The organism is Streptomyces violaceorubidus, from assembly GCF_000717995.1.
GTDB classification, from domain to species: Bacteria; Actinomycetota; Actinomycetes; order Streptomycetales; family Streptomycetaceae; genus Streptomyces; species Streptomyces violaceorubidus.
The window spans coordinates 1-18,990 of sequence record NZ_JODM01000027.1 but is presented as its reverse complement, the minus strand read 5'-3'; the positions used below and the strand labels follow the sequence as shown (position 1 = coordinate 18,990).

The following is an 18,990-nucleotide window of genomic DNA, read 5'->3' as shown; positions in this document are numbered from 1 at the left end:
GCACTACACGAGGGCGACGGCCTCCTGAGGGGAGAGCCGGCCGCCCTCGGCGTACGCCGTGTCGTAGGCCTCGGTGCCGAGCGCCTCGCGGACCCGCTCGACGGCCCGCCCGCGCGCGTCCCGCTCCATGCCCGTCGACACGTGCCCCGGCGGCAGCATCGCCTCGGCGGCGCCGAGGCACCGGGCGCCGTCCGCGGCCCGGTGCCCGCCGTCCAGACGGGCCAGGGCCATCGCGGCGATGGTCAGGTACGCGGAGCGCATGTGCGGGGCGATGGCCGCGGACAGCGGGTCCTCGGCCTTCTCCAGCGACTCGCGGATCCGGCTCAGACACTCCTCGTGCCGGTCCTCCAGCGTGGCCAGCCACGCCTCGGCGGCGAGGATGAAGGCGTCGAAGACCACGAAGTGGGCGATGGAGAACTCCTCGCGCAGCAGCCGCAGCTGCTCGCCGGCCTCCGCCCTGCGGCCGGTCATGCCCAGGTGCCCGGCAAGGAACAGCCGGGCGGCGGGCATCGCGCCGTTGTGGCCCGTGCCCGCCGTACGGTCGAGCACCTCGCGCAGCACGCGCTCGCCCCGCTCCGTGTCGCCCGCCTCCAGCAGCACGCTGCCGAGGCGGGCGTCGAGGATGTCCACCTGGGCGCGGGCGCCGAGCCGCTCGGCGTGCTGCGCGGCGGCCCGGTAGTCGGCGGCGGCGAGCCCGTACTCGCCGATGCGCTCGCGGGCCTCGGCCCGCCCGGAGAGTGCCTCGGCCATGCCCCAGGCGTCGCCGAGGCGGCTGTAGATCTCCAACGACTCGTCGGCGTCGCGGGCCGCGTCGCCCGCCCAGGCGGTGCGGTTGGCGAGCATGTTGGCGCGCATCTGCAGTCCGCCGGCCAGCTCCCACTCGTAGCCCGGGGTCTCGCGGCAGGTGCGCACGGTGGCGTCCATGATCTCGCGCAGCCGGTCCATGTCACCGGTGAGCATCACGGCGTAGAACCAGAGCAGGCCGGGGCTGGAACAGGTCTGCGGCATGCCCGGCTCGTACGCCTGCGCGATGACGCGCAGCTTGCGCTGGGCCGCCGGGTTCTGCCACGCGTCCAGCTCGGTGTCCATGCAGGCCAGATGGGCCAGGTGCACCCCGCGCCGGGCCTCGGCGAGGACCTCGCCGGTCATCGGGGGCGGGGCGGAGGTGCACCGCTCCCACACCGGCCGGACGGGGCTGACCGGTTCGGCGAAGGGGTCGGGGCCGAGCGCCATCACCTCGGCGAACCAGTTCCGGGCCTCGACCCGCAGGTCGCGCATCTGCCAGTACCAGACCAGCGACAGCGACAGGCACAGGGCCTCCTGCTCGTCGCGCTCGGCTATGGCGTGGCGCAGGGCGGTGCGCAGGTTCTCGTACTCGCGCTCCAGCCGCTCGACGGCGGCGAGCTGCCGCGCGCCGCGGAGCAACGGGTCCGTGGTGCGGGCGAGTTCGCGGTAGTACGTCAGGTGGGCGCGGGCCGCGGCGGCGCGTCCGCCGGACTCGTCGAGGCGCTCGCCGGCGTATTCGGCGACGGTCTCCAGGAGCCGGTAGCGCATCCCGTCGCCGGACAGGCGGTCCGTCACGGGCGCGGCCACGACGAGGGACTTGTCGACGAGGGAGCCGAGGGCGTCCAGCGCGGCGGGCCCGCACACGGCCTCGGCGGCGGCCAGGTCGCAGCCGCCCGCGAAGACCGACAGCCGCCCCAGCACCTCGCGTTCGTCGGCGTCGAGCAGGTCCCAGGACCAGTCGACGACCGCGCGCAGCGTCTGCTGGCGGGGCAGGACGGTGCGGCTGCCCGAGGTGAGCAGGCGGAAGCGGTCGTCGAGCCGGTCGGCGATCTGGCGCGGGGTGAGCATCCGGAGCCGGGCGGCCGCCAGTTCGATGGCCAGCGGCAGGCCGTCGAGGCGGCGGCAGATCTCGGCGCAGGCGGCGGCGGTCTCCTCGTCGGCGTCGACGCGGAAACCTGGCCGGGCGGCGGCGCCCCGGTCGGCGAGCAGCCGCAGCGCGGCGGGTTCGGGCAGCGGCTCCACGGGGCGCAGCGACTCCCCCGGTACGCCGAGGGGTTCGCGGCTGGTGGCGAGGACCGTCAGGTGGGGGCAGCGGGCGAGGAGTTCCTCGGTGAGGCGGGCGGCGGCGTCGACGACGTGCTCGCAGTTGTCGAGGACGATCAGCATGCGGCGCCGGCCGCAGTGCTCGACGAGCCGCTCGACGGCGCCGGCCTGCCCGTCGGCACCGGTGGCGGCCCGCATCTCCTCGGCTCCGGCACGGTAGAGCACGGTCTCGCGGGCGCCGACGGCGGTCAGGACGGCCTCCGGTACGTCGGCGGGGTCGTCGACGGGGGCCAGCTCGGCCAGCCACACCCCGTCCCGCGCCGTGTCCCCGACCCCCTCGGCGGCCTCCTGCGACAGCCGGGTCTTCCCGGCGCCGCCGGGCCCGAGGAGGGTGACGAGGCGGGTGGTCGCCAGGTCGGCGCGGAGTGTCTCCACGTCACCGTCCCGGCCGACGAAGGAGGTGAGCCGGGCGCGCAGGTTGCCGCGGGGACGGAATCCCTCCGGAGCGCCCGGCGGCGTCGCGGACCCGGGCGCGGTGCCGTACGCGGGAGCGGATCCCTCTGGGGCGGACGCGGACGTCGCCGCTGCGGCGTCCGACGGCGCGGCATGGGGGCCCGGCGACACGGCGTGGGCGCCCGGCGGCGTCGCGGACCCGGGCGCGGTGCCGTACGCGGGAGGGGTGCCGTACGGGGGAGGGGTGGCCGGTTGGGGTCCGGCGGGGGTGGGCGTAGGGCCGGGAGCAGCGGGCCATGCCTGTGAGGCCGACCCCGTACCCGACTCGGAGCCCGTGCCGGGGGTGGACGCCTCGGGAGCGGTGACCGGCTGCGAGCCGGGGGCGGACTGCGGGCCGGAGGCGGGCTGCGAACCGGGGGCGGGTGCGGGGGCGTGCGTGGTGCCCGGGGCGGGTGCCCCCGGGCCCGGGGCAGGTGCCGTGCCGAGGGGCGGCGCGGCGGGGGTCCCCGGCGCCGGACCGGAGACGGGCCATCCCCCTGAAGCAGGTCCCGTACCGGAACCGGGCGGGGCCGCGGGTCCCGAGGACGGACCGGGTGCGGCCCCCTCCCCGAGCGCAGGGCCGGGCCCGGACGTCCAGCCCTGGGTCCGGCTCCGGGTCGGGCCGGGGCCGAGCAGCTCCGCGTGCAGGGCCCGCAGTTCCGGGCCCGGGTCGGTGCCGAGCCGGTCGGCGAGGAGGCGGCGTACGGCCTCGTAGGCGGCCAGTGCCTCGGCGGTGCGGCCGGTGTCGCGCAGGGCGCGCAGCCGCAGCGCCTGGAGGGGCTCGTCCAGGGGGTGGCCGTCGCACAGGGCGGTCAGCTCGGGCAGGGCCTGCTCGGCCTGCCCGAGGTCCAGGGCTGCGGTGTGGCGGGCGCGCAGGGCGTCGAAGTGCCGGGTCTCCCAGCGGGCCGCCTCGGCGGTGCGGTCGGGCAGGTCGGCGAGGACGGGCCCGCGCCACAGGGCGAGCGCGTCGTCGAGCACGACGGCCGCCTTGGCGGGGTCGCCGTCGGCGAGGGCGCGGGTGCCCTCACCGGCGAGCCGGTCGAAGCGGTGCAGGTCGACGTCGTCGGGGGCGGCGGCAAGACGGTAACCGCCGTCGGCCGAGGCGACCGAGTCCGCGCCCAGTGCCCGGCGCAGCCGCCCCACCAGCGCTTGCAGGGCGCCCGTGGCGTCGGCGGGCGGGGCCCCGTCCCAGACCTCCTCCACCAGCAGTCCCGCGGGGACGGCGCGGCCGGTGCGGAGGGCGAGCACGGTCAGCAGGGCACGCAGCCGCGCCCCGCCGAGCGGGACGGCCGTGCCGTCGGGGCGGAGTGCCTGTGTGGTGCCGAGGATGCGATAGCGCACGGGCCCATTGTCCCCGCTGCCGTCGGAGCCGGTCACGGGGTTTTGGCCGTGCGGCGTGGCCTGCCCCGCCACTGCCCGTGTCCCCGTCCCGGAACCGACCGCCCCGCACGAGACGTTCTCCGGGTGCGCCCGGTACGGTCGGGCAGTCCCGCACCCCGCGGGTGCCCGGCACGCGTGCCCGACAGTCAGGGAGTTCCATGTCCACCGCCACCGCCCGTCCCAGCGACCGGAGGATCAGTCCCGTCTTCCTCGGGATCGTCGCCGTCGCCGCGGTCACGGGCTGGGCCACCTGGACCGGCTTCGCCGAGCAGCCGGGTCTCGCCGTGTTCCTGTTCGTCACCGCCGCGTGGGTCGTCTCGCTGTGCCTGCACGAGTACGCGCACGCCCGCACCGCGCTGCACAGCGGCGACATCTCGGTCGGCGCCAAGGGCTACCTCACGCTGAACCCGGTGAAGTACACGCACGCCCTGCTCAGCATCGTCCTCCCCGTCCTCTTCGTGATCATGGGCGGGATCGGGCTGCCCGGCGGCGCCGTCTTCATCGAGCGCGGGCGGATCCGGGGGCGCTGGCGGCACAGCCTGATCTCGGCGGCGGGCCCGCTGACCAACGTGCTGTTCGCCGTCGTGTGCACGGCGCCGTTCTGGCTGGACGCGCTGGACGGCGTGCCGCTCGACTTCCGGCTCGCGCTGGCCTTCCTCGCGCTGCTCCAGGTGACGGCCGCGATCCTGAACTTCCTGCCGGTGCCCGGCCTGGACGGCTACGGCGTGATCGAGCCCTGGCTGTCGTACAACGTGCGGCGGCAGGTGGAGCCGCTCGCGCCGTTCGGGCTGCTGATCGTGTTCGCGCTGCTGTGGATCCCGGCGGTCAACGGCGTGTTCTTCGACGCGATCGACGCGCTGCTGCGCGGCCTGGGGATCAGCGAGGTCGACACGTACTGCGGTTACGAGCTGTACCGCTTCTGGCAGACCGCCCCGCAGTGCACGCCCGGCGGATGAGACCGCTCAGCCGGTGACGGACGTGGAGGACGCGGAGGACGCGGCGCGGCGGGCGTCCCGGCCGCGCTTGGCGTAGTACCAGCACATGTTCGACGACAGGCCCGACAGCAGCACCCACACCACACCGATCACGACGCTGCCCCGTACGAAGGAGACGACGGCGGCGGCCACGGCGAGTACGCAGACGGCCAGGGCGTAGAGGGCGAGGCGGGGCATGGGAACGGCTCCTGTCGGGGGGACACTGGTACCGACCAGTGTCCCCCATCGCCTCATACGTCCGTGACGCGGAGCCCGGCGTGCGCCTTGTAGCGGCGGTTGACGGAGATCAGGTTGGCGACCAGCGACTCGACCTGGTGGGCGTTGCGCAGCCGTCCGGCGAAGACGCCGCGCATCCCGGGGATGCGCCCGGCCAGGGCCTGCACGATCTCCACGTCGGCGCGCTCCTCGCCGAGCACCATCACGTCGGTGTCGATCTCGTCGATCTCCGGGTCCTGGAGCAGGACCGCCGAGAGGTGGTGGAAGGCGGCGGCGACCCGGCTGTCCGGCAGCAGGGCGGCGGCCTGCTCCGCGGCGCTGCCCTCCTCGGGCTTGAGCGCGTAGGCGCCCTTCTTGTCGAAGCCGAGCGGGTTGACGCAGTCGACGACGAGCTTGCCGGAGAGCTCCTCGCGCAGGGCTTCGAGGGTCTTGCCGTGTCCGTCCCACGGTACGGCGACGATCACGACGTCGCTGCGGCGGGCGGTCTCGGCGTTGTCGGCGCCCTCGACGCCGTGCCCGATCTCCTCGGCGGCGGACGCGGCGCGCTCGGCGGCGCGGGAGCCGACGATCACCTTCTGGCCGGCCTTGGCGAGGCGGTACGCGAGGCCCTTGCCCTGGGGCCCGGTGCCGCCGAGCACGCCGACGACCAGCCCGGAGACGTCGGGCAGGTCCCAGGGGTCCTTGGCCGGAGCCTTGGCGGGAGCCTTCTGTGCAGCACTGTCGGTAGAGGTCATGGGGCGACCTTACGTCCGCGAGGACCGGCCCCGGGTGCGGGCAGGGGTAGGGATCACGGGTGCGGGTCCCGCCCGGCGGAGGCGGTCCCCGGGCCGGGTGAATCCGGGGCGAACGCCGGACCGTGGACACCGGGTTGCGGCAGGATGCGGCCGCATGGACGCCGTACGGGTCGCGCTGCTGCGGGAAGTGCTCGCCGGGACCGAGTGGCTGGGGGCCACCCGGAGGTTCGCGGGGGCGCTGCGGGGGTCGGTGGTCCCGCACGGGGGCGGCCTGCTGCTGGTGGGCACCCCCGGGTTCGAGCCCTGGCACCTGGCGGCGCACCTGGTGGACGAGGCCGCCTGGTCGGGGACGCCGGAGCTGGCGCCGACGCTGGTCCGGCACGGCGCGCGTCCGTCGGACCCGGCGCATCTCGCGGTCGGCCTCGGGCGGCTGGCGGCGGCCCGGCGCGGGGAGACGCTGCTCGTGGTCACGCCCGACGACCCCGGCGCCGGGCTCCTGGAGCGGGTGCACGACGCCCGCCGGGCCGGTGCGACGGTGCTGGCGCTGGGCACCGACCGCGCACCGGGCGAGCGGGAGCTGACGGCGATGGCGCACGAGACGCTGACCGTCCCGGACGGCGCCGAGCTGGACCTGGACACGGTGCAGCACCTGGTCAGCGCGTCCGCCGGGGAGAACGCGGTGCCGCCGCCCCGGGGCCGCCGCCGCTTCCGGGACCGCCTGTCCCGCCTCGCCGACCACCTGACGGCCCCACCACCGTCCGCCTGGTGAGACCCGGGACCCGACCGCCGCGTGCTGGTCGGCGGTGAGCCGCCCTCCGCGAGCTTCTGAGAGGGCTTCACGCGGCCCGACGGCGACGCGACCACGGTCGCGCTCACCGCCCGAGGCCCCACCACGGCCACCGCCCGGCCCGCCCCGGCGCGACGACCATCACGCCCCCGCCCCTCACCGCCACGCCCCGGCCCACCCCGGCTACGCCCGCCCGACGACCACTGCTCCCCGCCCCTCACCGCCACGCCCCGCCCATGACCACCGCGGCCCAGCACGCGACCGCCGCGCCTGGCCCCTCACCACCGCCCCCGCCGCCCGACGCCCGCGTCCCGGTCGCCGGTCGCCGGGCGGCGTGGGGAAAACCGGTTGCCCGGGTTCGTCGGGGCGTCGGACGATGACCCCTCGTGACCGACATCTCCCCCGCCGACGCCCCCGCCCAGAAGGCGGCCGAGGCGTCCGCCGGACTGCGCGCCCTGCTGCCCGACCTCGCCCCCTGGCGCGCCTCGCGGGACTTCCGTCGGCTCTGGGTCTCGGGGCTCATCACGAACTTCGGGAGCTTCCTGACCTTCGTCGCACTGCCGGTGCAGATCAAGGAGCTGACCGGTTCGGCGGCGGCGGTGGGCGCGATCGGTGCCGTGGAGCTGGTGCCGCTGGTGGTGTTCGGGCTGTACGGCGGTGCGCTGGCCGACGCCTGGGACAAGCGGAAGCTGATCCTGTGGACGGAGGCCGGTCAGGGCGTGCTGTGCGCGGCGCTGCTGGTCAACGCGCTGATGCCGGGCCCCGCCGTCTGGCCGCTGTTCGTGATCGCCGCGTTCACCTCGGCGCTCGGCGCGGTCCAGCGCCCGGCCCTGGACTCGCTGATCCCGCGGATCGTGGCCCACGAGCACCTGCCGGCCGCCGCCTCGCTGAACGCGCTGCGCTGGCAGGTCGGCGGGATCGCCGGACCGGCGCTGGCGGGCGTGGTGGTGGCGTACGCGGGTCTCGGCTGGGCGTACGCGGTCGACCTGGTCACCTTCGCCGTCTCGGTGGCCCTGGTGGTGGGGCTCGCCTCCTCGCCCGCCTCGCACGAGGCGCGCAGGCCGTCCTGGGCGGCGATCGCCGAGGGCGCCCGGTACGCGTGGAGCCGCAAGGAACTGCTGGGCACGTACGCCGTGGACGTCGCGGCGATGCTGCTGGCGATGCCGCTCGCCGTGCTGCCGTTCCTGGCCGACGAGTTGGACGCCGAGTGGTCGCTGGGGCTGATGTACGCGGCGATCCCGGCGGGCTCGCTGCTGGTGAGCGTGAGCAGCGGCTGGACCTCTCGGGTGCACCGGCACGGGCGGATGGTGGTGCTGGCGGCGGCCGGCTGGGGCGTGGCGATCGCCGCGGCGGGGTTCGTGGGGAACGTGTGGCTGGTGCTGCTCTGCTTCGTCCTCGCCGGGGCCTGCGACATGGTCAGCGGCGTCTTCCGCAGCGCGATGTGGAACCAGACCATCCCGGACGAGCTGCGCGGCCGGCTCGCCGGGATCGAGCTGCTGTCGTACTCGGTGGGGCCGCAGCTCGGCCAGGTCCGGGCGGGCGGTACGGCCGCGCTCGCCGGGGTGCGGGCGTCGGTGTGGTCGGGCGGGCTGCTGTGCGCGGGCGCGGTGGGGCTGCTGGCGCTGTGCCTGCCGACGATGATGACGTACGACGCGCGGACGAACGAGCACGCGGTGCGGCTGCGCGAGAAGCGCGCAGCCGGCGCCGCGAGCGGCTGATCAGTCCTCCCGGTCGCCGTCCGCACTCCCCGCCGAGGAGGCGTCGTGCCACCTGGGGTCGTTCTCCCACTCCAGGTTCCGCTCGCGGGCGGTCTGCATCGCGTGCTCGGCCTCGGTGCGGGAGGCGTACGGTCCGAAGCGGTCCTTGCCCGGGCAGTCCGGGCCCTCCTCGACCTTCTGGTGCTCCAGGCAGTAGTACCACTCGCCCGGTTTGCCGACCGTGCGCTTCTTGAACAGGGCCATGGGCAGCTCCTCTCGCCACCGACATGTTCCCCCATGCCCGCTGGTTAGACTCGCCGCATGTCTGGCCAGTCGCTGCTCGTCCCAGGGGAGCTGTCCCCCACCCGTTCCGTGCCCGGAAACATCCGCCGGCCCGAGTACGTCGGCAAACCCGCGCCGACGCCGTACACCGGACCGGAGGTGCAGACGCCCGAGACGATCGAGGCGATGCGCGTGGCCGGGCGGATCGCGGCGCGGGCGATGGAGGAGGCCGCGAAGCACATCGCGCCCGGCGTGACGACGGACGAGCTGGACCGGGTGGCGCACGCGTACATGTGCGACCACGGCGCCTACCCGTCGACGCTCGGCTACCGCGGCTTCCCGAAGTCCCTGTGCAGCTCGGTCAACGAGGTCATCTGCCACGGCATCCCCGACTCCACGGTGCTGCGCGACGGCGACATCGTGAACCTCGACGTGACGGCGTACATCGGCGGGGTGCACGGCGACAACAACGCGACCTACCTGGTCGGCGAGGTGGACGAGGAGAGCCGGCTGCTGGTCGAGCGGACCCGGGAGTCGCTGACCCGCGCGATCAAGGCGGTCAGGCCGGGACGGCAGATCAACATCATCGGCCGGGTCATCGAGTCGTACGCCAAGCGGTTCGGCTACGGCGTGGTGCGGGACTTCACCGGCCACGGCATCAACTCCTCGTTCCACTCGGGGCTGATCGTCCCGCACTACGACAGCCCGCACGCGACGACCGTCATCCAGCCCGGGATGACCTTCACCATCGAGCCGATGCTGACGCTCGGGACCCACGAGTACGACATGTGGGACGACGGCTGGACGGTCGTGACCAAGGACCGCAAGCGGACGGCGCAGTTCGAACACACGCTGGTGGTGACGGACACGGGTGCGGAGATCCTCACCCTTCCCTGACCTCGCACGCCACCTGACGGCCCGCTCTCCTCGGAGGGCGGGCCGTTTGGCGTTCCGGTGGGTACGCTTTTACCGACAGGCCGTCGGCAACCTATTGACTTAGGTAAGCCTAACCACAGAAAATCGCGCCCATGGACTCCTTCTCGACCCTCATCCGCACGGCGTCCCACGAGCAGCACGTGGAGGCGGAAACCTCCACCTTCATGAGCGACCTGCTCGGGGGCCGGCTCGGCGTGGACGCGTACGCGCGCTACACCGAGCAGCTGTGGTTCGTCTACGAAGCCCTGGAGGCCGCCGCCGGACGGCTCGCGGCGGACCCGGTGGCCGGGCCGTTCATCCGGCCGACGCTGTTCCGGCTGGCCTCCCTGGAGCGGGACCTGGCGCACCTGCGCGGCGCCGACTGGCGCGCGGGCGTGACGGCCCTGCCCGCGACCGAGGCGTACGCGGCCCGGGTGCGCGAGTGCGCCGAGGACTGGCCGGCGGGATACGTCGCCCACCACTACACGCGCTACCTCGGCGACCTGTCCGGCGGGCAGATCATCCGCGACAAGGCCGAGCGGACGTGGGGCTTCGCCCGGAAGGGCGACGGGGTCCGCTTCTACGTCTTCGAGGAGATCCCCAACCCGGCCGCCTTCAAGCGGGAGTACCGCGAACTGCTGGACGGCATCCGCGCGGACGACCTGGAGAAGCAGCGGGTGGTCGCCGAGTGCAAGCGCGCCTTCGCCCTGAACACGGCGGTCTTCCGGGCGCTGGGCGAGGAGTTCCCGCTGTCGGCCTGAGTCACCGCTCCAGGCGTACCCGCCCGCCGATCTCGACCCAGCCCCCGGGCTGCGGTGCGGTGAGGATCTGGGAGCCGACGCCCTGGGTGATGTTGAGGGCGCGGCCCAGGCGTCCGGTCAGCAGCAGCGCCGCCGCCCCGGTCGCCTCGTCCTCGTCGATGCCGTCGTCACGGCCGGGGAAGGCGCGGGCCCGCACCCGCCCCGCCGCCTCGTCCTGCCACGCCCAGGCATAAACCCACTCCCCTTTCGGGGGCACCGCGAGGTCGTCGACCTCGGCGGCGGTGGCGTACTGGCGCAGGGTGCGCGGCGGGGCCCACTCGGGGCGGGCCTCGATCCAGCTGAACTCCCCGTCCAGCCGGGCGCCCACCACCCCGGCCGGCGTGACGAGTTCGGGTACGTCGAGCAGCCAGGCGGTGCCGACGCAGGGGTGGCCGGCGAAGGGCAGGCGCAGGGTGGGCGTGTAGATGTCGACGACACCGCGCTCGGGGTCGTCGACGAACACGGTCTCGCTGAAGCCGAGTTTGGCGGCCAGCTCCTGCCGCCGCTCGGGCTCCGGCAGTACGGATCCGTCCCGGACGACGCCCAGTTCGTTGCCGTATCCGCCGTTCGGCGCGCAGAAGACCCGCAGTACGTCGTAGTCGGTCACCGGAGCATTCAAGCATCGTCCGCGGGCGGCCGGAGCGTGGTGGGGGCCGGCAGACCCGGTCGCCGCCCGGCCCGTCCTTGACGCGCCCTTGACTATCCCATGAGCACTTCATTGAGCCACCGTGACCGGCCCGTGCTCATACACCGTCCATGAGATTCGGATCACCGTATGGACTGGTTTGGCTTAGGAAAACCTTAGGTATGTTAGGCCAGCCTCACCTTCCTGTGGGGCCCGTCACGCGCACTTTCGGCCATCCTTTGGAGCCCCGCATGCGAGCCGCCAGACTCTCCGTCGTCACCGCCGTCGCCACCGCCGCGGCCCTGGCCGCCGTCACGGGATGCACGGAGAAGAGCGGCGCCGAGGACGGCGAGCACGTCATCACGGTGACGGCGACGGACGACGCCTGCGAGGTGTCGAAGTCCCAGTTCCCGGCCGGTCACGTCGAACTCGCCGTCGAGAACAAGGGCTCCAAGGTCACCGAGGTGTACCTCCTCTTCCCCGACGACCGGGTGGTCACCGAGCGGGAGAACATCGGCCCCGGCACCAAGCAGCGGGTCACCGCCGAGGTGAAGGCGGGCGACTACCGCATCGCCTGCAAGCCCGGTATGAAGGGCAAGGGCATCCGCCAGGACGTGAAGGCCACCGGCGGCAAGGCCGCCGCCCGCGACCCGCGCCTCGACAAGGCCGTGGCCGCCTACCGCCAGTACGTCCAGCAGCAGGCCGACGAGACCCTGCCGAAGGCGGAGGCGTTCGCGAAGGCCGTCGAGGCCGGCGACCTGGAGGCCGCCAAGAAGGCGTACGCGCCCTCCCGCATCGGCTGGGAGCGCACCGAACCGGTCGCGGAGTCCTTCGGCGACATCGACCCGAAGGTCGACGTCCGCGAGGACGGTCTGGAGCAGGGCCAGGACCCGGCGACCGACTGGACCGGCTGGCACCGCCTGGAGAAGGCGCTCTGGCAGGACGGCGGGATCGGCGACCGGGAGAAGGAGCTCGCCGCCACCCTGGTCACCGACCTGAAGGACTGGCAGAACCGGGTCGGCACGGCCGACATCACCCCCACCTCCATGGCCAACGGCGCCAAGGAGCTGCTCGACGAGGTCGCCACCGGCAAGGTCACCGGTGAGGAGGAGCGCTACTCGCACACCGACCTGGTCGACTTCAAGGCCAACGTGGAGGGCGCGCAGCAGTCGTACGCGCTGCTGAAGCCGGTGGCGAAGGAGAACGACCCCGCGCTGACCGCGGAGCTGGACCGCCAGTTCGGGGCCCTGGACAAGCTGCTCGACCAGTACCGCCCGAGCACCTCCTCCTACGAGTTCACCTCCTACGACAAGGTCGGCAAGGCGGACCGCAAGGAGCTGTCGGACGCGGTCAACGCGCTCGCTGAGCCGCTGTCCAAGCTCGCCGCGGCCGTGGTCGCCAAGTAGGCGCGGGAAGACGACGATGACGGACACCGACTCCCCCGCCCCCTCCCCCTCCCGGCGGTCGCTGATCGGCTGGGGCGGCGCGGGCCTCGCGCTCGGCGCCGCCGCGGCGGCCGGCGGCGCGGTGGCGATGGACCGCACCGGCGACGACGCGGACCCCGCCGCCGCCGACGCGGGCTCCGCGGTCCCCTTCCACGGGGCGCACCAGGCGGGCATCGCCACTCCGGTGCAGGACCGGCTGCACTTCGCGGCGTTCGACGTGACGACCGAGGACCGCGCCGCCTTCGTGGCGCTGCTCAAGGAGTGGACGGCGGCGGCCCGCCGGCTGACCGCCGGTCACGCGGTGGGCGAGGGGGCCTACGGCGGACTGCCCGAGGCCCCGCCGGACGACACCGGTGAGGCCCTGGGCCTCAAGCCCTCCCGGCTGACCCTCACCATCGGCTTCGGACCGTCCCTCTTCGCGAGGTTCGGCCTCGCCGACCGGCGCCCCGAGGCGCTGGCCGACCTGCCGAAATTCCCCGGGGACAACCTGGACAGGGCCCGCAGCGGCGGCGACCTGTGCGTCCAGGCCTGCGCCGACGACCCCCAGGTCGCCGTGCACGCGATCCGCAACCTCGCCCGCATCGGCTTCGGCAAGGTCGTCGTGCGCTGGTCGCAGCTCGGCTTCGGCAAGACCTCCTCCACGACGCCCGACGAACAGACCCCGCGCAACCTGCTCGGCTTCAAGGACGGCACCCGCAACATCGCGGGCACGGAGAAGGACCGCCTGGACAGGTTCGTCTGGGCCTCCGCGAAGGACGGGACGCCGTGGATGGCGGGCGGCTCCTACCTCGTCGCCCGGCGCATCCGCATGCACATCGAGACCTGGGACCGCGCGTCCCTCCAGGAGCAGGAGGACGTGTTCGGCCGCGACAAGGGCGAGGGCGCCCCGGTCGGCAAGGCCAAGGAGCGGGACGAGCCGTTCCTGAAGGCGATGAAGCCCGACGCGCACGTCCGGCTCGCGCACCCCGACTCCAACGGCGGGGCGACGCTGCTGCGCCGCGGCTACTCCTTCACCGACGGCACGGACGGCCTGGGCCGCCTGGACGCCGGCCTGTTCTTCCTGGCCTACCAGCGCGACATCCGCACGGGCTTCGTCCCCGTCCAGCGCAATCTGGCGACGGACGCGCTCAACGAGTACATCCAGCACGTGGGTTCGGCGGTCTTCGCCGTGCCGCCCGGCGTCCGCGACGCGGACGACTGGTGGGGCAGCACGCTGTTCGGCAAGGAGGCGTAACCGTGTTCTCCAACTACCTGATCGGACTGCGCGAGGGCCTGGAGGCCTCACTCGTCGTCTGCATCCTCATCGCCTATCTGGTCAAGACCGGCCGCAGGGACGCCCTGAAACCGATCTGGGCGGGCATCGGCGTCGCGCTCGCCATCGCGCTCGGCTTCGGCTGCGCGCTGGAGTTCGGCTCGCAGGAGCTGACGTTCAAGGCGCAGGAGGCGCTGGGCGGTTCGCTCTCCGTCCTGGCCGTGGTCCTGGTGACGTGGATGGTCTTCTGGATGCGGCGCACCGCCCGGCACCTGAAGGCGGAGCTGCACGGCAGGCTGGACGCGGCCCTCGCGATGGGCACCGGCGCGCTGGTGGCCACCGCGTTCCTGGCGGTCGGCCGGGAGGGCCTGGAGACGGCCCTGTTCGTGTGGGCGTCGGTGCACGCGGCGAGCGACGGCACCCCGCGCCCGCTGATCGGCGTCGCCCTCGGGCTGGCCACCGCGGTCCTGCTGGGCTGGCTGTTCTACCGGGGCGCGCTGCGCATCAACCTGGCCCGGTTCTTCACCTGGACCGGCGGCATGCTGGTCGTCGTGGCGGCGGGCGTCCTGGCGTACGGCGTGCACGACCTCCAGGAGGCCGACCTGGTCCCGGGCCTGACGAAGCTGGCCTTCGACATCAGCGACACGGTCGACCCCTCCAGCTGGTACGGCACCCTGCTCAAGGGCGTGTTCAACTTCCAGCCCGATCCGACGGTCCTCCAGGTCACGGTGTGGCTGCTGTACCTGGTCCCGACGCTCGGGCTGTTCCTCGCCCCGGTAGGGTTCGCCTCCGGGAAGGGGAAGGTGAAGGAACCTGATGAGCCAGGATCGCGGCCCTCGAAGGCCCCGCAGGCTTGAGAAGTGCGCGCTCATATCCGCCTCCGCGACCGCTTTGTCGTTGGCGGCGAGCGGATGCGTGGTGGTGCACGGTGAGCGCGAGGTGCTCCCCTCGGCCACCCGGGCCGAGGCCGCGAAGGCGCTGGAGCAGTTCACCACCGCGTACAACGCGGCCGACAAGGCGTACGACGCCTCCCTGGACGCCGACCACACCACCGGCGCCCTCGCCGCGATCGACTCGGCGCGGCTGAGGGCCGGTGCGGTCAACCACCCGGACGGCAATCCGGCGCACGAGCCGCTGGAGCTGACCGACGCGAAGTTCACGATCCCGAAGAAGGCGGGCTGGCCGCGCTGGTTCGTCGCGGACACCAAGGCCAACAAGGGCGGTACGGCACGCTGGTTGCTGGTGTTCACCCGGGACGGCCTGGCGGAGACCTGGGAGGCGGCGTACCTGACGCTGGTCGCCCCGGGCAAGGTGCCCGAGTTCAAGACCGACCGGGACGGCTGGGCCGAGGCCGTGCCCGCGAACTCCACCGACGTGAGCGTCCCGCCGGCCGACCTGAGCAAGGACTACACCACGTATCTGCGAGGCGGCGGCACGACCTTCGCGGACGGCGTGCACACCAGCTCCTGGCGCGCGCTGCGCGAGAAGCGGTCGACCCGCCCCGGCCTGGTCACCCAGTACATCGACGAGCCGCTGACGAACGGCGACTACGCCCCCTTGGCACTGCGCACGAAGGACGGCGGCGCGCTGGTGTTCTTCACCACGCGGCACTTCGAGAAGCAGACCGCCGCCCGGGGCGCGTCCGTGCCGACGCCGAACAAGGCCGTGCTGGCGCTGACGGACGGCGAGATCAAGCAGTCGCTGACGATGGAGTTCGTCTCCAACGAGGTCGCGCTCGACCCGGCGGAGGGACAGGTGTCGGTGCTGGGCCGGGTCCAGGGCCTGACGTCGGGGAAGGGCGAGTAGCGGTCGCCGCGCTCAGCGGCGCAGCGGCCAGGAGGCTCCCTCGTGGTCGCTGTCCTCACCGGCGTGCCGGGCGCAGGCGTCGGTGAGGGTCTCCAGCAGGGTCAGCGGGTCCGGCAGCGGATGCTCCGGGCCGCGCACCCAGTGCACGGTCCGGTCCTCGCCGGGCAGCCGGGCCGGCGGCACCAGCACATAGGAACCGCGGCAGTGCCAGCGCAGCCCGGGGTGCTCGTCCATGGTCTCGGGGTGGCAGTCCAGCTCGCAGGGCCACCACTCGTCCTCGTCCTCGGGGGTGCCGCGGGTGAGGGTGAACAGCAGCATGCGCCCGTCGTCGCTCTCGGCGACCGGCCCGACCTCGACACCGGCGGCCAGCAGCCGCTCCAGCGCCTCCCGACCGGCCTCCAGGGGCACGTCCAGGACGTCGTGCACCATGCCGGTCGCGGTGATGAAGTTGGCCTCGGGCTGGTGCCGGGCCCAGCGCTCGATCTGGGCGCGGTCGGTGGTGGACTGGGTCTGCCAGGCGAACGACACCGGGTGCCGGGCGGGGGTGGGACAGCCCACGCGGTCGCAGGAGCAACGGTATCCGGCGGGGTGCGCGGCGGGCGCCAGGGGCAGTCCGGCACCGGCGGCGGCGAGCAGCAGACCCTCCCGGCCACCGTCCGAGGCGGCCTCCTTGGGGCGGCGTCCGCGCAGCCACGAGGAGAGTTTGCCCTGCAGACCGCTCCGACCGCCGAACTCCGCGCTCATCTATCCCCTTGCCTCGCCGTCGTGCGCACCAGCATGCCCTATCGTCGCACCATTTCGCGCTTCGGGGTCGCGAAGGGACAAACTTCCCTGGTCGGGCTTGGCTGGTCACCGGGGTGCGAGCCCGTGCAGCGCGTAGTCGACGAGGGTGTCGGTGTAGGCGTAGGAGACCGGCGCCGTGTGCTGGAGCCAGCGCTGGGCGAGCGGCGAGACGAAGAGCTCCAGCGCGATGCGCGGGTCGATCTCCGGCCGCACCTGTCCGGCCGCCTGGGCGGCGCGCAGACGGTCGACGTGGAGCTGGAGCGAGGGTTCGAGCAGCTTGGCGACGAACTCCCGGCCGAGCTGCTCGTTGACGAGCCCTTCCGCGGCCAGGGCACGGGACGGCGCCTCGAACCTCGGGTCGTACAGCTGGTCGACGGTGGCGCGCAGGACGGCCTTGAGGTCGGCGGCGATGTCGCCGGTGTCCGGGATGGCGTAGGGCGCCTCCTGCCCCTGCGCGTGGACGGCCTGCTCCCCGAGGTCGAGGAAGGCCTCCAGCAGGACCTCCGCCTTCGAGGACCACCACCGGTAGATCGTCTGCTTGCCGACGCCGGCGCGGGCGGCGATGCCCTCGATGGTGGTCTTCGGATAGCCGACCTCGCCGACCAGGGCGAGGGCGGCGTCGTAGATGGCCTGGCGGGACCGCTGGCTGCGCCGGGTGGCGTCGGGGTGCGGCCGCTCGGCGGCGGGCGTGCTGCGGGCGGACTTCCGGGTGGTGGCCATACTCCGAAGCTACCAGGTCGACAAGACGCGACGTCTCGCCACGGATCGCCGCGCGACCGCTCAGTGGCGTGGCGCCCGCGCGTTCTCCAGATAGTGCAGAACGGCGGCCACCCGCCGGTCGACCTGGTCGGCCGGGGACAGGTCGAGCTTGGCGAAGATGCTGCGGATGTGCTTGTGGACGGCGCCGTCGGTGACCACGAGCCGTCCGGCGATGGCGCTGTTGCCCAGGCCCTCGGCCATCAGACCGAGCACCTCCCGCTCCCGCGGGCTCAGACGCTCCAGCCGGGTGTCCTGCCGGGTCCGGGTGAACAGCTGGGCGACGACCTCGGGGTCGATGGCGGTACCGCCGCCCGCGACCCGCCCGAGCGCGTCCATGAACTCCTCGACCCGCCCCACGCGCTCCTTGAGCAGATAGCCGAGGCCGCCCACTCCCCCGGTCAGCAGGTCGGTGGCGAAGGACTGCTCCACGTACGCGGACAGCACCAGAACGGCGAGCCCGGGGTGCCGCCGCCGCGCCTCGACGGCCGCGCGGACCCCCTCGTCCGTGTGCGTGGGCGGCATGCGCACGTCCAGGATGGCGACGTCGGGCTCGTGCTCGTCCATGGCGGCGAGCACCGACTCGGCGGTGTCCGCGGTGGCCACCACGTCCAGGCCCTCGGCCCGCAGCAGCAGGGCCAGCCCCTCGCGCAGCAGCGGATCGTCCTCGGCGATCACGATCCGCGGGGCGCGGTGCACGTCACGCTCCACGGGGAGCTTCCCCCACCGGCCAGGAGTCGCCCCAGGCCGCGTCGCGGGCCGCCTTGTAGAGGTCGCCGTGCCGCTTGGTGACGGTACGGCGCCGCAGCTGCTCGTCGGGTTCGCAGAGGTCGAGCAGCACCTGCCCCTTGCGGATCTGCGGACGCCGGACCACCCGGGAAGGGGCGGGCTCGGCGGGGATCCGGGTGGCGGCGACATAGCTGAACTTCTCGTCCTCGTAGGCGAGGGACCCGCTCTTGACCTGCCGGTGCAGGCTGGACCGGCTGACCCGGGCCGCGAAGTGGCACCAGTCCGTGCCGGGCACGATCGGGCAGGCGGCACTGTGCGGGCAGGGCGCGGCGACCCGGAACCCGGCGGCGATCAGCCGGTCGCGGGCCTCGATGACGCGGGCGTATCCGGCGGGGGTGCCGGCCTCGACGATCACGACCGCCTGCGCGGCGCCGGCGGCGGTGTCGACGAGGGCGGCGCGGTCGGAGGCGGTCAGCTCGTTGAGTACGTAGGAGACGGTGACGAGATCGGCGCTGTCGAGGGCGAGCGCCGCCCCGATCCGCGCGCGCTGCCAGCGGGCCTCGCGCAGGGCGGGCAGCGAGGCGGCGATCTCCCGGCCGAGGGCGAGCGCCGGTTCGGCCCAGTCGAGCACGGTCACCGGCCGCGTCCCGCCCCAGGTGTCGCCGACGGCCCAGGTCGCGGCGCCGGTCCCGCCGCCCACGTCCACGTGGCTGCCGGGCACCCATGACGGCACGGCCTGGGCGAACGCGCCCAGCGCCGAGCGTACGGCGGCGAAGGTGGCCGGCATGCGGTAGGCGGCGTAGGCGACGACGTCGGCGCGGTCGCGCAGGATGGGGGCGTCGGTCGGGGTGTCCCCGCGGTAGTTGGCGATCAGCCGCTCCACGGCCTGCGCGGCCTGGCGGGGCGGCAACCCGTCGACGAGGTCGGCGAGGGTGGCCCGCAGGGTGTCGGCGGGGGCGGCGGGGTGATTCACCCGGCGATTGTACGAGGCACTCCGTGGGGCGGGGGCCTTGGTCACCCGGGGTGGGTGTGACCGGGTCCGTGCGGACGGGGGTTTCCTGGTCACCCGGGGTGGGTGTGGGCGCGGTTCGGCGGACCGGGGGTTCCTGGTCACCCGGCGTGGGTGTGGGCCGGGGGGTGGGGACGCGGCCCGGCGGAGCGGGGTGCCGCTGCGCCCACCCGTGCCGCCTGGGGGTACCTCCCAGGCCGTTCAGGCACTGGGGGAGGCACGACTGCCCGCAGCTGGG

18 protein-coding genes are annotated in these 18,990 nt (G+C 74.0%); 9 read left to right on the top strand and 9 right to left on the bottom strand.

What is annotated here, in order from left to right; translation table 11 throughout:
• Nucleotides 1-3: 3 nt before the first annotated feature.
• On the bottom strand, nt 4-3,882 hold the full coding sequence (locus tag IE94_RS0126705; protein ID WP_030189106.1) for an AfsR/SARP family transcriptional regulator: 3,879 nt from the start codon (nt 3,880-3,882) through the stop codon (nt 4-6).
• A 197-nt stretch (nt 3,883-4,079) separates the two neighbouring features.
• Between IE94_RS0126705 and IE94_RS0126700 the strand changes: the two genes are divergently transcribed.
• A complete protein-coding gene (locus tag IE94_RS0126700) occupies nt 4,080-4,877 on the top strand; it encodes a site-2 protease family protein (protein ID WP_030189103.1) in 798 nt (265 codons plus the stop codon).
• A 6-nt stretch (nt 4,878-4,883) separates the two neighbouring features.
• Here IE94_RS0126700 and IE94_RS0126695 read toward each other — a convergent pair whose 3' ends face one another.
• Complete coding sequence (locus tag IE94_RS0126695) at nt 4,884-5,093, bottom strand: hypothetical protein (protein WP_030189101.1); 210 nt, start codon at nt 5,091-5,093, stop codon at nt 4,884-4,886.
• 53 nt (nt 5,094-5,146) lie between these two features.
• Nucleotides 5,147-5,866, bottom strand: coding sequence for an NADPH-dependent F420 reductase (gene npdG / locus IE94_RS0126690; RefSeq protein ID WP_030189098.1), 720 nt, complete (start codon nt 5,864-5,866; stop codon nt 5,147-5,149).
• Between the two features lie 154 nt (nt 5,867-6,020).
• Between npdG and IE94_RS0126685 the strand changes: the two genes are divergently transcribed.
• Both IE94_RS0126685 and IE94_RS0126680 read left to right on the top strand, forming a co-directional pair.
• Nucleotides 6,021-6,635: a hypothetical protein gene (locus IE94_RS0126685; RefSeq protein ID WP_030189096.1), complete on the top strand. Its 615-nt coding sequence runs from the start codon at nt 6,021-6,023 to the stop codon at nt 6,633-6,635.
• A gap of 404 nt (nt 6,636-7,039) precedes the next feature.
• Nucleotides 7,040-8,371: an MFS transporter gene (locus IE94_RS0126680; protein WP_051777693.1), complete on the top strand. Its 1,332-nt coding sequence runs from the start codon at nt 7,040-7,042 to the stop codon at nt 8,369-8,371.
• Here IE94_RS0126680 and IE94_RS0126675 read toward each other — a convergent pair whose 3' ends face one another.
• Nucleotides 8,372-8,614 (bottom strand): hypothetical protein, encoded by a 243-nt coding sequence (locus IE94_RS0126675; protein WP_030189092.1) that lies wholly within the window; start codon nt 8,612-8,614, stop codon nt 8,372-8,374.
• A 57-nt stretch (nt 8,615-8,671) separates the two neighbouring features.
• Here IE94_RS0126675 and map point away from each other — a divergent pair, with 57 nt between their 5' ends.
• Together map and IE94_RS0126665 are read left to right on the top strand one after the other, a co-directional pair.
• On the top strand, nt 8,672-9,529 hold the full coding sequence (map, locus tag IE94_RS0126670) for a type I methionyl aminopeptidase (RefSeq protein ID WP_030189091.1): 858 nt from the start codon (nt 8,672-8,674) through the stop codon (nt 9,527-9,529).
• A 131-nt stretch (nt 9,530-9,660) separates the two neighbouring features.
• Nucleotides 9,661-10,308 carry a biliverdin-producing heme oxygenase gene (locus IE94_RS0126665; protein ID WP_030189089.1) on the top strand — a complete coding sequence of 216 codons (648 nt, stop codon included), beginning with the start codon at nt 9,661-9,663 and terminating at the stop codon, nt 10,306-10,308.
• A gap of 1 nt (nt 10,309) precedes the next feature.
• Here IE94_RS0126665 and IE94_RS0126660 read toward each other — a convergent pair whose 3' ends face one another.
• Complete coding sequence (locus IE94_RS0126660) at nt 10,310-10,954, bottom strand: PhzF family phenazine biosynthesis protein (protein WP_030189087.1); 645 nt, start codon at nt 10,952-10,954, stop codon at nt 10,310-10,312.
• 269 nt (nt 10,955-11,223) lie between these two features.
• Here IE94_RS0126660 and efeO point away from each other — a divergent pair, with 269 nt between their 5' ends.
• The 4 genes from efeO to IE94_RS0126640 are packed head-to-tail and all read left to right on the top strand — an operon-like array spanning nt 11,224 to nt 15,475.
• Nucleotides 11,224-12,378: an iron uptake system protein EfeO gene (efeO, locus tag IE94_RS0126655; protein WP_030189085.1), complete on the top strand. Its 1,155-nt coding sequence runs from the start codon at nt 11,224-11,226 to the stop codon at nt 12,376-12,378.
• A 16-nt stretch (nt 12,379-12,394) separates the two neighbouring features.
• The gene (gene efeB / locus IE94_RS0126650; RefSeq protein ID WP_030189083.1) at nt 12,395-13,651 is read left to right on the top strand and encodes an iron uptake transporter deferrochelatase/peroxidase subunit; all 1,257 of its coding nucleotides are present in this window, start codon (nt 12,395-12,397) and stop codon (nt 13,649-13,651) included.
• Nucleotides 13,652-13,653: 2 nt separating this feature from the next.
• Nucleotides 13,654-14,526: an iron uptake transporter permease EfeU gene (efeU, locus tag IE94_RS0126645; RefSeq protein ID WP_030189080.1), complete on the top strand. Its 873-nt coding sequence runs from the start codon at nt 13,654-13,656 to the stop codon at nt 14,524-14,526.
• Nucleotides 14,486-15,475 (top strand): SCO2278 family lipoprotein, encoded by a 990-nt coding sequence (locus IE94_RS0126640; protein ID WP_030189078.1) that lies wholly within the window; start codon nt 14,486-14,488, stop codon nt 15,473-15,475. The genes efeU and IE94_RS0126640 overlap by 41 nt, the downstream gene beginning before the upstream one ends.
• Before the next feature lie 12 nt (nt 15,476-15,487).
• On the opposite strand, the gene IE94_RS0126635 is transcribed toward IE94_RS0126640, so the two are convergent.
• The 4 genes from IE94_RS0126635 to IE94_RS0126620 form a co-directional block, all read right to left on the bottom strand.
• Nucleotides 15,488-16,219 (bottom strand): bifunctional DNA primase/polymerase, encoded by a 732-nt coding sequence (locus IE94_RS0126635; RefSeq protein ID WP_030189076.1) that lies wholly within the window; start codon nt 16,217-16,219, stop codon nt 15,488-15,490.
• 105 nt (nt 16,220-16,324) lie between these two features.
• Nucleotides 16,325-16,978 (bottom strand): TetR/AcrR family transcriptional regulator, encoded by a 654-nt coding sequence (locus IE94_RS0126630; protein ID WP_030189074.1) that lies wholly within the window; start codon nt 16,976-16,978, stop codon nt 16,325-16,327.
• A gap of 60 nt (nt 16,979-17,038) precedes the next feature.
• Nucleotides 17,039-17,725: a response regulator transcription factor gene (locus IE94_RS0126625; RefSeq protein ID WP_030189071.1), complete on the bottom strand. Its 687-nt coding sequence runs from the start codon at nt 17,723-17,725 to the stop codon at nt 17,039-17,041.
• Nucleotides 17,715-18,716, bottom strand: coding sequence for a small ribosomal subunit Rsm22 family protein (locus IE94_RS0126620; protein WP_030189068.1), 1,002 nt, complete (start codon nt 18,714-18,716; stop codon nt 17,715-17,717). Before IE94_RS0126620 ends, IE94_RS0126625 begins: the two co-directional genes overlap by 11 nt.
• Between the last annotated feature and the right edge of the window lie 274 nt (nt 18,717-18,990).